The sequence below is a fragment of the Sphingobacterium kitahiroshimense genome, assembly GCF_025961315.1.
Lineage (GTDB): Bacteria > Bacteroidota > Bacteroidia > Sphingobacteriales > Sphingobacteriaceae > Sphingobacterium > Sphingobacterium anhuiense.
In genome coordinates this window covers 854,180-867,223 of sequence record NZ_JAOQNK010000001.1, presented here as the reverse complement: position 1 = coordinate 867,223, position 13,044 = coordinate 854,180, and the positions used below count along the sequence as shown (strand labels likewise).

9 protein-coding genes are annotated in these 13,044 nt (G+C 39.1%); 8 read left to right on the top strand and 1 reads right to left on the bottom strand.

All coding sequences use genetic code 11. The annotated features are described in order from the left end of the window. Window positions 1-28: 28 nt before the first annotated feature. The 7 genes from M2265_RS03835 to M2265_RS03805 all read left to right on the top strand — a co-directional run bounded on the left by M2265_RS03835 (window position 29) and on the right by M2265_RS03805 (window position 7,292). Complete coding sequence (locus M2265_RS03835; RefSeq protein ID WP_243655358.1) at window positions 29-1,447, top strand: efflux transporter outer membrane subunit; 1,419 nt, start codon at window positions 29-31, stop codon at window positions 1,445-1,447. A gap of 221 nt (window positions 1,448-1,668) precedes the next feature. Next, window positions 1,669-2,994 (top strand): inositol-3-phosphate synthase, encoded by a 1,326-nt coding sequence (locus tag M2265_RS03830; protein WP_132767664.1) that lies wholly within the window; start codon window positions 1,669-1,671, stop codon window positions 2,992-2,994. Between the two features lie 65 nt (window positions 2,995-3,059). Then, on the top strand, window positions 3,060-3,773 hold the full coding sequence (locus tag M2265_RS03825; protein ID WP_132767666.1) for a nucleotidyltransferase family protein: 714 nt from the start codon (window positions 3,060-3,062) through the stop codon (window positions 3,771-3,773). Further along, on the top strand, window positions 3,770-4,678 hold the full coding sequence (locus tag M2265_RS03820; RefSeq protein ID WP_132767668.1) for a hypothetical protein: 909 nt from the start codon (window positions 3,770-3,772) through the stop codon (window positions 4,676-4,678). Before M2265_RS03825 ends, M2265_RS03820 begins: the two co-directional genes overlap by 4 nt. Beyond that, complete coding sequence (locus M2265_RS03815; RefSeq protein WP_132768925.1) at window positions 4,671-5,606, top strand: CDP-alcohol phosphatidyltransferase family protein; 936 nt, start codon at window positions 4,671-4,673, stop codon at window positions 5,604-5,606. Before M2265_RS03820 ends, M2265_RS03815 begins: the two co-directional genes overlap by 8 nt. Beyond that, window positions 5,587-6,588 (top strand): lysylphosphatidylglycerol synthase transmembrane domain-containing protein, encoded by a 1,002-nt coding sequence (locus tag M2265_RS03810; RefSeq protein ID WP_132767670.1) that lies wholly within the window; start codon window positions 5,587-5,589, stop codon window positions 6,586-6,588. Before M2265_RS03815 ends, M2265_RS03810 begins: the two co-directional genes overlap by 20 nt. Beyond that, window positions 6,585-7,292, top strand: a complete 708-nt coding sequence (locus M2265_RS03805) for an HAD family hydrolase (RefSeq protein WP_132767672.1) — start codon at window positions 6,585-6,587, stop codon at window positions 7,290-7,292. The genes M2265_RS03810 and M2265_RS03805 overlap by 4 nt, the downstream gene beginning before the upstream one ends. Before the next feature lie 85 nt (window positions 7,293-7,377). Here the strand turns inward: M2265_RS03805 and M2265_RS03800 are convergent, their stop codons facing one another. Then, window positions 7,378-9,483 (bottom strand): hypothetical protein, encoded by a 2,106-nt coding sequence (locus M2265_RS03800; RefSeq protein WP_132767673.1) that lies wholly within the window; start codon window positions 9,481-9,483, stop codon window positions 7,378-7,380. 377 nt (window positions 9,484-9,860) lie between these two features. Here M2265_RS03800 and M2265_RS03795 point away from each other — a divergent pair, with 377 nt between their 5' ends. Further along, window positions 9,861-12,998: a GH92 family glycosyl hydrolase gene (locus M2265_RS03795; protein WP_132767675.1), complete on the top strand. Its 3,138-nt coding sequence runs from the start codon at window positions 9,861-9,863 to the stop codon at window positions 12,996-12,998. Window positions 12,999-13,044: the final 46 nt, after the last annotated feature.

The following is a 13,044-nucleotide window of genomic DNA, read 5'->3' as shown; positions in this document are numbered from 1 at the left end:
AAATCAAATGTTAAGCATTAACATAAATATGAATAAAATAAATATGACTTGCCTGTGTCTCACCTTAATGGTAACGGCTGCCTGTAAGTCTGTGAAATATGTTCCTAACCCAGTTGCATTACCTGCAACATTTACGCAGGATAATCGAGTTATTGAAAGTGATAGCAGTTCCATTGCATCACTGTCATATAAAGAGTTCTTTAGTGATCAGATTTTATTAGATCTTATCGATACCGCGCTTGTGAACAACAATAATCTACAGGTGGCTATTAAACAGATTGATATCGCAACCGAATCTATGAAACAGGCAAAATGGGGTTATTTGCCACAGATTGGATTGTCAGCAGGAACGGGAACGGTAACCAGACCATCTGATAATAGTATGAATGGTATGATGGCTGGTCAATTTATGGGAAAAAAATACATGGAGGATTACACAACTGCAGTAAATATTTCTTGGGAGGCAGATATATGGGGTAAGATCAAGGGACGTAAAGAGATGGCGCTGTCCAGTTATTTACAGACTCAGGAAGCCAGTAAGGCAATTCAAACACGCTTGGTTAGCACCATCGCACAGGGATATTATAACCTGCTGATGCTTGATTTGCAAAAAGATATCAGCTTGAAAAATTTGAGTTTAATCGACAATATTTTACAGATGACGCGGGTACAGCATGCTCTGGGACTCACGACACTTTTAGCAGTGCAGCAACAAGAAGGTAACCGAGATCTTGTGTTAAAATCTATTCCGGTATTGGACGAGCAGATTATCATTCAGGAAAATGCTTTGCAGGCATTGGCAGGTCGCATGCCGGGTCATATAGAAAGAAAAACTTCTTTAGTCACTTTAAAGGCAAAAGATCATCTCGCAACAGGTGTTCCTGCTATGATGCTGGCTTTACGTCCGGATGTAAGAACTGCAGAACTGGAAGTCCAAAAGTCATTCGCACAGGTGCATGTTTCTAAAGTAAGCATGTACCCGAGTTTAAATATTACAGCACAAGGAGGATTAAATGCTTTTAAAGCAAGTGATTGGTTCAATATCCCAGGTTCGTTATTTGGAGCCTTAACGGGTTCACTGACGCAACCAATAGTACAAGGTCGACAGCTAAAGACAGCTTTCAATCAGGCCAAAATAGCAAGTGCACAGGCGGAAATTCAGTTTAAAGAAAGTGTATTACTGGCAGTAGGTGAAGTATCCAATATTCTAGCCAGTATGGCATCTTTAAAAGAGCAGGAAGAAATATCACGCGGCCTGGTTGCCCGCAATCAGGAGATGATTCGAAATGCCGATATTCTCTTTAAGAATGATATGGCAACGTATTTAGAGGTGATAGCAGCGCAGCAAAGTAAGTTGCAGGCCGAACTCGATAATGCAGCTATTAAGAGTCAAAGGCTCTACACCGAAGTCAATTTATACCGTGCCTTAGGAGGGGGTAGACATTAAAAGAATAGTACGTGGTAAGTCTATTATATCTGTTTAACGATTGTCCTGAGCCCTAGCGCTTAGGACATTTTTAACAGTGAAAAGATAATTAAATTTTATTTAAACACAACAAAATCAAGTAATAAGTGTTTAACGATGTACTCTGGTAGCTTAAGACCAGAAAATCAATAATAACGAGAATTCTAATCCATTAATTTTAAATATCACTTAAATACAACAAAATGAAACAACAAGTGAATGAAGCAAAAGGTAAGCTGGGAATATTAATTCCGGGTTTGGGTGCAGTAGCCACCACATTGATCGCAGGTGTCGCAGGTATCAATAAGGGGTATTCAAAACCCATAGGTTCAGTATCACAATTGAGCCGCATTCGTTTAGGAAAACGTACAGAAGATAGAAATCCTTTGATTAAGGACTTCGTACCCTTGGCAAAATTAGAAGATATTGTGTTTGGAGGATGGGATGTATATGCCGATAATGTCTTTGAAGCAGCTTCAAAAGCACGTGTTTTAGAACCTTATCAATTGGAGCAAGTACGGGCGGAGTTGGAGCAAATTAAACCTATGAAGGCTGTTTTTGATCGTAATTTTGTTAAGAATCTCGATGGACAGCATATTAAAGAGGGACTTACACGAAGAGCTTTGGCCGATGCTGTACAAGCAGATATCCAGAACTTTAAAAAAGAAAATAACTGTGACCGTATCGTAGTACTTTGGTGTGGCTCAACTGAAAAATATATTGAAGGAAATGCTATTTTTGATAGTCTGAAAAATTTTGAAGATGCTTTGGATCAAAATGATCTACGTATTCCACCTAGTATGATTTATGCATATGCAGCTTTAAAGCAGGGCGCACCTTATGTTAATGGCGCACCAAATTTAAGTTGTGACGTTCCTGCCATTGTGGAGTTAGCACAGTTGATGCAAGTAGCAATAGCGGGAAAAGATTTTAAAACAGGTCAGACTTTGATGAAAACAATTGTTGCTCCCGGTTTACAGGCTCGCGCATTAGGAGTTGAAGGCTGGTTCTCAACCAATATTTTAGGAAATAGAGATGGACTTGTATTAGACGATCCGGAAAATTTCAAAACAAAAGAAGTCTCCAAGCTAAGTGTGCTTGAAGAGATTTTGGATGCTAAGAAAAACCCAGAGTTGTACGGTAATCTATATCATAAAGTACGTATCAACTATTACCCGCCACATGGCGATAATAAAGAAAGCTGGGATAATATTGACATTTTTGGCTGGATGGGATACAAAATGCAGATAAAAATTAACTTTTTATGCCGTGATTCTATTCTGGCTGCGCCTGTCGCATTAGATCTAGCGTTATTTATAGATCTGGCACAGCGTGCAGGTATGTTCGGTATCCAAGAGTGGTTATCGTTCTATTTAAAATCTCCACAGACTGCTCCTGGATTACCTCCAGAGCACGATATTTTTAAACAGCTCATCAAGTTGCAAAACACGTTGCGCCATATGATGGGGGAAGATCTGATTACACACTTAGGTCTGGATTACTATCAAGAGCTAGTGGATAGCATGTAACGCATTATACAATTTACAACACCCTTGAAGTATTTTTAAATACTTTAAGGGTTTTATCAATTAAGATGGAGTACGCAATTATAGCTGCCGGTGAAGGGCAGCGATTAAAGAAGGAAGGATTTAAAAAAGCAAAGCCTTTGTTGCCTTTGTTAGGTGTTCCGATGATCGAGAGACTGATCAATATTTTTGCCGCGCAGGGGGCCAGATCTGTTTTCATTATTATCAACGGAAAGAATAAAGAATTACATAAGTTTTTGGTCAAACATGAATTTAAAATTCCTATTCATTTGTTGCTCAAAGATACCGTGAGTTCCTTACATAGTTTTGTTGCTCTGCAAGAAGCATTTCCCCATTGGGATTCCTGCTGTCTTACAACAACAGACACGGTGTTTGAACCGGATACCTTTGGCCAATATGTAGAGGCATTTCAACAGGGAGATATGGACGGATTATTTGCTGTTACTCCTTTTGTTGATGACGAAAGCCCTTTATATGTGACCGTAAATAGCGATAATAGAATTGTTTGTTTTTCAGATAACAAATATCCGCAGGCAGCATTCGTATCGGGTGGTATTTATTGTTTACGAAAGAAGGCCATGCAGGCTGCTGTTGAATCCTTAGCAGCAGGCAATCAGCGCATGCGAAATTATCAGCGATTCCTTATCGATAAAGGATTTATGATCAAAGCGTATCCTTTTGCCAAAATTATTGATGTGGATCATTTACATGACAGGGAGACGGCTGAATATTTTTTAATGGAGCAAAAGAGCCAATCATGAGAGTATACGCAATACTAAGGAAAAATGATTTCTCGCCAAATCATGTTAATAATGATACAGCAATTTTTCAAGCAGTAATCGGATTACTGGAAAAAGAAGGTGTCAATATCACCCAGGTAACAGAAGATGATTTTCTTTCTCTGAAAGGTTATCAAAAAGAACCCATTATCACAATGGGAAGATCCAAAGCATTAGTGCGTTATTTGCAAGAGCTGGAGCGTAATGGCGTTTTGATTATCAACTCATCATTTGGAATCCAGAGCTGCTATCGGACTATTATGACTGAAAAACTGTTAGAAAATGATGTGCCTTATCCAGCGAGTGTAGTTGTTAATACCCACGATGATATAGGAGACCTGTTTGATCATTATGGCTTACCGGGTATATGGATAAAAAGAGGCGATTTTCATGCCGTTCATAAGGAAGATGTCAGTTTTGTAAGCACTAAGGACGAAGCAAATAATATATTGGCAGAATATGCTTTGCGTGGTATTGATGACGCTGTCGTATCGCAACATTTATTTGGCGATTTGGTAAAGTTTTATGCAGTCTCTGGAACCGATTTTTTCTATTGGTTTCATCCTTATGATCTAAATCATCATAAATATGCCGCTTATGAGCAAATAAACGGTGCAACAGCACATTACCCTTTTGATAATGAGGCTTTGAAACAGGCAGCGGAACGAGCAGCTGAAGTTTTGGGAGTCACTATCTATGGTGGAGATGCTATCGTACAAGCTGATGGAAATTTTCATATTATAGATTTAAACGATTGGCCAAGCTTTGCGCCTTGCAGAGAGCAGGCCGCAGAAGCAATAGCCACTCATATTTTTGGAAAATTTTCTGAATTTATAGATCGGATGATCTTTAATGAAGAAGATAAAGATGATCGGAATTATGTCTAAATCAGAACATACATTATTTGAACAGTCACTCAAATCGAATGACACAGAAGAGCGAATCGATATTTGGTTCTACAGGCCGATAGGTTACCGTATCGCTAAGTTTTGTGCCCGAATAGGAGTGACACCCAATGCCGTGACGATCACCAGTATATTTTTTGGTGTAGGAGCCGGGATTCTGTTTTATTACGGTGATTTATGGATCAATATCATCGGCATGTTATTATTGGTATTTGCCAATTCTTTAGACAGTGCAGATGGACAGTTGGCCAGGATGACTGACAATAAAAGTCGGTTCGGAAGAATTTTAGATGGATTTGCGGGTGATTTCTGGTTTGCGGCCATTCATATTGCTTTATGTTTACGCTGTATGAATGAAGGTTGGTCTGCCTGGATTTGGGTACCAGGTGTTCTAGCTGGAGTATCCCATGTATTTCAATCAGCAATGGCTGACTATTATCGCAATGTCCATTTGTATTTTATAAAGGGAAAAGCAGGTAGTGAACTAGATAATTCGAAAGAGCTTCAAGCAGAGTTGGACAAAATGAGCTGGAAGAAAGACTTCTTTCAAAAATTCGTACTGAATGGTTATAAGAATTATACCACCATGCAGGAGAATTTTTCGCCAAAACTGCAACAGTTATTGCAGATGGTTAAGCGTAAGTATGCCGACCAGATGCCAGCATCATTTGTCAACGCATTTCGTATCCGTAACCGTCCATTGATGAAATATACCAATATCGTACAGTTTAATACACGCGTACTGTTTTTGTTTCTATGGATCTTTATTGATCAGGTCTGGTTATATTTCTTTTTTGACATGTTTATTTTAAATCCGATACTGATCTATATGTGTAAAAGGCAGGAGCAAGTAAGTGCTCATTTCATCGATCAATTAGCGACAAATCAATATGATGAAAAACATATATAAGCTTATTTTCTTGATCATTGGAATAGCTACACTTGCTTATATGATTTTCAGTATTGGTCCAGTAAATATTTGGAACAATCTGTTGCAGACCGGGTGGTGGTTTGTGCCCATTTTGCTAAGTTGGTTGGTGATCTATGTAATGAATGCTTTTGCTTTTAAATCAATCATTGAAGAACCGAACGTTCCTGAAACGAAACTGCCCTTTATCAAAATTCTACAGTTGACAGTAAGTGGCTACAGCATTAATTATGTTACACCCTTTGTCGCTTTAGGCGGCGAACCTTACCGGATCATGGAATTGAAACCACATTTGGGAGAAGCAAAAGCGAGCTCCTCGGTGCTGCTGTACGGTATGGTGCATATTTTATCGCATATTGTTTTTTGGCTGGTTTCCATCTTTTTGATTCTAGCAGTAGTGCCCTTAAGTGCGAGCATGCTGATCGTCTGTTTATTTATTTTATTCTTTGGACTCGGTATTTTTTGGTCCTTCTCAAAAATTTATAAACGGGGATTTACAGTCACTATCGTACGCTTTTTTCAAAAGATTCCATTTGTAGGTAAGTACGCTCGTACATTTTATGAAGATAAAAAAACAGTACTCGAACATGTTGATCAGCAGATCCAAGATTTATATACACAGCGTAGACCACAATTTTTTGTAGCACTCTTTTGGGAATTTTTCGCTCGGGTTGTCGGTTGCGCCGAACTTTATTTTATTGGAGTAGCACTGGGACTCGATATGAGTGTGATTCAGGCTTTTATAGTTAGTTCAGGATCTTCGCTTTTCGCTAACCTGATCTTTTTTCTACCTATGCAATTGGGTACACGTGAAGGAGGATTGGCAATGGCAGTCACAAGTATTGGTTTCCCGGCATCAGTAGGTATATTTATGGGATTGGCAACCCGTATCCGTGAAATTATTTGGATTGGTATAGGGTTGATTTGGATGAGTATTGTCCGCAAAGATTATAAATTAAGATGAAGAAAATAACAGGTATAAAGGGATTATTATTTGATTACGGCGGAACATTGGATACCAATGGAAGACATTGGGCAGCTGTTTTTTGGGAATATTATCAATTTTATGGAGTAGCGACCGATAAGTCAGGTTTCTACGATGCATATGTATATGCTGAACGAAAAATGGCTACAAATCCTATTATAAAGCCACTTTTTAATTTTAAAGATGTGCTTTTAGCTAAGATAACAGCACAATTTGAATATTTAAATATGACCTCTCAGGTAGATAGTGTCGGATTGCAAATTGTTAATGCCTGCAATAAACTAGTAGAAGATTGCCTTGATCACGTTAGGCCATTACTTGATACTTTATCGAAACAATATAAAATGGTGATGGTATCTAATTTTTATGGAAATCTGGAACATGTTTTAGAGCATTATCAGTTGCTGCATTATTTTGAGGCAGTTGTCGAATCTGCACGAGTTGGAGTACGTAAGCCTAACCCTGAAATCTATACTTTAGGTGTTTCAGCTTTAGGTATACCTGCAAATGCCTGTCTGGTGATTGGAGATTCCTATACCAAAGATATGGAACCAGGAAAAGTGAACGGTTGTCAAACACTTTGGTTGAATGGAAAAGGTTGGGAGGAACAACCGCTTCATTCAACTTCATCAGCAGACTATACCATAACAGATATAGCACAACTGAAGGAATTCTTGGTATAATTCCTTTTGTTGTATTTTGGAAATCTCCTTCACTGTTGGCTTTCTTGATTTCCGCCGACAGTGATTGGAGATTTTTATTTCGCTATTATTTTAGTGCTGGTAAAGGATTGAATCCTTCGGCACGAATTGACCAATTTCCATCCTTAGGGAATCCAGGATTTTTTGAGGATGAACCATCCCAACCACCGGCCATCATGGCAATTGCAGTTAGTAATCCACCATTTGATGGAAAATAGGGAAATGGACCACCGGTAGCTAAACCATGCTGGTCAAATTGAAAATTATTACTAGGGTGTAGTAGCAAATCGATCGCCAGTTCCGGATAGCCACAACGAGCGGCAGCCATAGCTAGCATGGGAAAGTCCCATCCCCATGTGCGATCAAAGTTCCAGGTTTCCAACACTTTTTTAAGTGTAAGTTTGAACGTTTCTGGATCTACACCATCTCCAGGAAGCATACCATAAGTACCAATTAGTCCAGGGTGTTCGTAATTATATTTTTCCCACATGTCTGGTATATTTTCATAAGTTTCATATAAGCCATTTTTTTGAGGTAGGGGGGCGAGTTTATCCTGTACATTTTTCCATTTTTTATTTATTGGCATGCCAAGTCGCTCGCGCCACTGTTGTGCTAAGCGTAGTCCAGTACGCCAATAGCTTAATTCAAATGTCGGGTTTTTGGTTACTAATGGATCAGAATTTTCCGATACTAAGTATAGAGGAGGACCTAAATCAAATTGATTTTTTGTTTTGTCATACGAAGCATAATCTGCCATAAAATCTGCAGTTGCAAATACCACATCTCTCCATTTCGTTAATGTTTCCTTGTTCGTATGCAATCGGTAATCGAGTTCGGCAAAATAAATGGGATGGGGTTGTTGCCATACAAGTGTCGCATGAATTAAGTCTGGCCATTCTCGATCGATATCACCAGTACACTTGGGCCAGCGTACTCCTTGATATCCTTGATTGAGTGCCCTTTCTGTTGATGTTTTTAAAAAATTTTGATATGTCGAAAGACTTTTATCCCACAATGCCCATCTGTTCCAGAGCGCATAATGTACGCCATGCCACCAAATCATTTCAAAATGGAAGCGACCAAACCAGCCATTATTGACCAAACCACTTTCTTGTGGAGGTAAAGAGCCCGACTCATTTAGTCGCATCAGGTATTGCGATAGTACAATTCTCCGTTCCAACTCTTTCCATCGCTGATCTTTGCTCTCAGATAGATCGATAGCAGCTCCAGAATTCCAGAATGCTTTCCATGATTTTTCACTTTCTTCAAAAAGGTTTGAAGTGATGGGTATCTGAATATCGTTAGTTTGATTTGAATAGAAACAAGTGAAGGAAAGTTTTGCTGTATCTTTGGGTATAAGTTCAAAACGATGCATTTGTTTTGTCTTTATCATCTGAGCATCAGTCGCCCATTTAATGGAAGCGCTATAATGTGTGCTATTCATTGTACGGTCTATACGTACAGAATTTTTTTCTAAATTATGAAGTGTGGAGGTATGTTGATCACCGCCATCATATACACCTAGGTAATTCTCATACCCCTGTTCTATGGCATAAGGAAATGCAAAGAAAACGGCAAGTTGCCCCTTCCCGATAAGTGCACTTTCAATCGATACCCCAATTGCATCGCTATCTGGGTGACAAGCTGTTTTAACATGGACTGGTATACCTTCAAATACAAAACTGCTGCTAATGATTCCTGTCCAGAGATCAACTTCTTGATGGGTATGTGAAATATCATTCCGATTTGCCAGTTTACCATCATTTCGAATTAGTTTGAAACCTATACGTCCTAAATTGAAACGATGCGGATTTGCTGCAAGCCAGTTGGATAGTTGTTCCTGTTTTGGATTTGGAAGATCGTAAGGAACATCTTTGCCATTGGTTTTGAGAGTAGTCTTTTTGAAGTCACTTTCCTTCATACCTTGTGGTAAAGGACTACTGTGCCAACTCCAGTTTGATAAAGTGTTAAATGGTACAAATGTTTGTAAACCGGTAATATCCACTGCAAAAGCAAATTCACCATTACCAACCTGTGCTGGACTCAACAGATCAAGTTTGTTGGTTACAATCCGATGTCTATCTACTACTGCTTTTCGATCAATAGCAATTTGTCCAGAGGTTTGATGTAGAAAAAAAGGTATACATAGTAAGCAAAAGAAGAATCTTTTCATTATAATCGGTTTTGGACAATAAGATAAGGAATAAAACCCATTCCATTGTTAATCCAGTATGAATAAAAGGCTGTAATTTTTAATTTTTATAAGTATGTATGTACAATCTAATATTTATCCTTGCATATGTACGTACAAAGTTTTATTATTGTATTATAGATGAGACGCGTGATGCATATTAAGTGTAGTTAAATTTTAATTATACCTGCATGGCATCGATTGAAAAATCGATATTTATTTTAAATCTTGTCAAATAATTACCTTTTAAACCAGTGATGATTGTGTCTATTTTTAATTGAATATTTTCGTGTGATCCCATTTTTGAATTCGATCAGAAAGCAGATATTTTTTTAAGGATAACCAATAAACTAAACAGTATGAATAAACGAAATAAATTTTTAGTAGCAACAGGATTATTTTTTCTTGCTTTTGGACAGGAGGCCTTAGCACAGCAAAATGTAATTTGGCAATTGGGTAAACCTGATGGTTCGAGTGCAGAATTTGCATTAGCACCAGGAGATTATAAGAATTTTTTGGCTCATGATATGGGATATGAAGACAGACAGGTGATCATTGGTCAAAGCCAGCTAAATACGGAATTGCCCTATGTTCTTCCAGGGCCCGCAAACGAGTGGGGGGGTACAGGGCCTACTTCAGGTTTACGGACTCATTTCCTTAATTTCTATTACGCTTTGGATAAAGCATCTGGCAATGAGCCTTATGTATTGGAAGTAGACCTTGTGAATTCGGATCCTAAAAATCATCCAACCTTGCAGCTATCTATTAATGGTCGAAATTATAATTATGATATTACTAATGGAGCCGGTACAGGACAACCTGGAGTTGGAGCTTTGGGGAAGAAGAAGCTCATCATAAAACCTGATCCGTCTGTAATTCGCGCAGGATATAACCATATTACTTTAACAGTTTTGAAAGGTGGATGGGTTGAATTTGATTCTTTTCGTTTGCTAGGGCCGGCAAATTCAAAATTGATCACAAATTATGATGCTTTGGTAAAGCAGATCAAGGTTGCTGATTTCGAATCTAATGGTCCTAAAGGACGTGTGCAGAATCTTTTGGTAGAGGTGCTTCGTCTAAAAAATGCCCAGCGTATCCGGGTTCTTATAGATGGTAAATCCGTCTATCAAGGAAGTTTAGACAAGGGCTTATCCATGCTAGAAGTTCCCCTTGATCCCGTAAAAAAACGAAAGCAAAGTATATGTGAAATTTACATCAATGATAAATTAACAGATCGTTTGCAGGTGACACGAGAACAGAAAAGACTTGGAGGTGCCTCCGACTATGTTAATACCATGATTGGTACAGCTCATTCGCGATGGATGATTGCCCCGGGACCCTGGATGCCATTTAGTATGGTGAAGATCAGTCCTGATAATCAAAATATTGGTTGGCAGGCAGGTTATGAACCCTCAATAGAATCGATCGGTTCCTTTAGTCATATCCATGAATGGACAATGGGAGGGTTAGGAACCTTTCCGACATCAGGAAAACTGCAGGTTAAGGTCGGAGATCAATACGACCCCGAATCAGGATATCGCTCACAGATTGATAAGACAACCGAACGTGCTCCATTAGGATCCTATCACGTCAATTTGACCGATCACGATATCGATGTGGACATCACACAGACAACGCGAGCAAGTTTTCAACGTTATACTTTCAACAGATCCGATACAGGCCGGGTGATGATCGACCTCAAAGCTAACGGCGAGTATCCTTACCAGATTTTAGATTATAAACTAAAGAAAGTATCAGACACTAAGATCATTGGGTATAGCAGTCAGCTATCTGAAAATGTGTGGTCTACCGATGCAAAACAAGATTACATTGTTCATTTTGCAATCGAGTTTGATCGTCCCATTATCAACTTCGGAACATGGAAAGGTGACCAGGTCAGTTCTGGCCAAGATGGCGAAGGTAAGCAGGTGACAGAAGCCGGCATGTTTGTTGAATTTGATGTCAGGAAACAAAAAACAGTTCAATTGCGCACAGGCATATCCTATGTTAGTATCGAAAATGCCGAAGAGAATTTGCATCAGGAAATCACCCAACCTTTTCAATGGTCTTTCGATCAGGTTGTAGCACATCAACACGATGTCTGGAATGAGTTACTCGACCGCTTGGAAATCACCTCCGACGATTATTTGGAGAAAGAGAAATTCTACACCAATATGTACCGTGCACTTGCCAGTAGAAACACATTTAGCGATATTAACGGGCAATGGCGAGATTCACGTGAAGTAGTTCGTACACTCACGAACAAGAATGATCTAGCACTTGGATGTGATGCATTCTGGAATACCTTTTGGAATCTGAATCAATTTTGGAATTTGGTGACTCCTGAATGGTCAAACAAATGGGTTAAATCACAATTAGCGATGTACGATGCCGACGGCTGGTTAGCTAAGGGACCAGCAGGAATGGAGTATATACCAGTGATGGTTGCAGAACATGAAATTCCGCTGATCGTCGGAGCATATCAGATGGGAATTCGTGATTATGATGTAGAAAAGGCTTTTACAGCCGTTAAGAAAATGCAGATGACCAGCCCGCTGAAATTTGAAGGAGGATTTGCGGGCAATAGAGATCTGGATGTGTATTTAAAATATAAATATGTACCATCAGATCTGGGCCGTTTTTCCAATAGTTTAGAATATAGCTATGATGACTGGACGGTAGGTCAATTTGCCAAATCATTAAACAAAACTGACGATTATGCATATTTTAATGACCGGGGAACCTGGTGGAAAAATGCAATCGATCCATCAACCGGCTATGCCCGGATGAAAGATTCAAAAGGCGAATGGTTAAAAGACTTTGATCCATTCAAATCTGGAGCAAACCATCATTACGTAGAAGGTAATGCATGGCAATTAACCTTCTTTGTCCCTCAGGATCTACCTGGGCTTTCCAAATGGATCGGTGAAGATGTGCTGTTAAAGCGATTGGAATGGGGATTTGGAGAAAGTGAAAAATGGCGTTATAATGGGCCAAATGATCAATACTGGGATTACCCCGTTGTACAAGGTAATCAGCAATCGATGCATTTTGCCTATATTTTTAATTACATGAACAAACCTTGGCTCACGCAAAAATATAGCCGTTCTATCGCCGAAAGGTATTATGGACAAGGCATTTCCAATGCCTATCTCGGTGATGAAGATCAAGGACAGATGAGTGCATGGTATATCATGACTGCAATCGGTTTATTCCAGATGGATGGAGGTACGCGAAGCAATCCGGTATATGAAATTGGAAGCCCCATGTTCAAAGAGATCAAAATTAAACTGGATAACCGATACGGTAGAGGAAAGCAATTCGTGATCAAAGCCAATAACAGCAGCAAACAGAATATCTACGTGCAGGCCGCAACCCTGAATGGAAAGAAACTTGATACATTTTATTTTGATGCTTCCGAGCTTCTGAAAGGAGGAGAGCTTGTCCTAGAAATGGGGTCTGAACCAAATAAACAGTGGGGGCTTATGCATCATTAAACCATTGATTCAGGTAGGTTATGTATAACCATCATTAAAAAGCTCA

Coding starts and splice junctions, on each gene's coding strand:
- M2265_RS03815 (WP_132768925.1), top strand. CDS start 4,671: ATGTCTAAATCAGAACATACATTATTTGAACAGTCACTCAAATCGAAT.
- M2265_RS03795 (WP_132767675.1), top strand. CDS start 9,861: ATGAATAAACGAAATAAATTTTTAGTAGCAACAGGATTATTTTTTCTT.
- M2265_RS03830 (WP_132767664.1), top strand. CDS start 1,669: ATGAAACAACAAGTGAATGAAGCAAAAGGTAAGCTGGGAATATTAATT.
- M2265_RS03820 (WP_132767668.1), top strand. CDS start 3,770: ATGAGAGTATACGCAATACTAAGGAAAAATGATTTCTCGCCAAATCAT.
- M2265_RS03800 (WP_132767673.1), bottom strand. CDS start 9,483: ATGAAAAGATTCTTCTTTTGCTTACTATGTATACCTTTTTTTCTACAT.
- M2265_RS03805 (WP_132767672.1), top strand. CDS start 6,585: ATGAAGAAAATAACAGGTATAAAGGGATTATTATTTGATTACGGCGGA.
- M2265_RS03835 (WP_243655358.1), top strand. CDS start 29: ATGAATAAAATAAATATGACTTGCCTGTGTCTCACCTTAATGGTAACG.
- M2265_RS03810 (WP_132767670.1), top strand. CDS start 5,587: ATGATGAAAAACATATATAAGCTTATTTTCTTGATCATTGGAATAGCT.
- M2265_RS03825 (WP_132767666.1), top strand. CDS start 3,060: ATGGAGTACGCAATTATAGCTGCCGGTGAAGGGCAGCGATTAAAGAAG.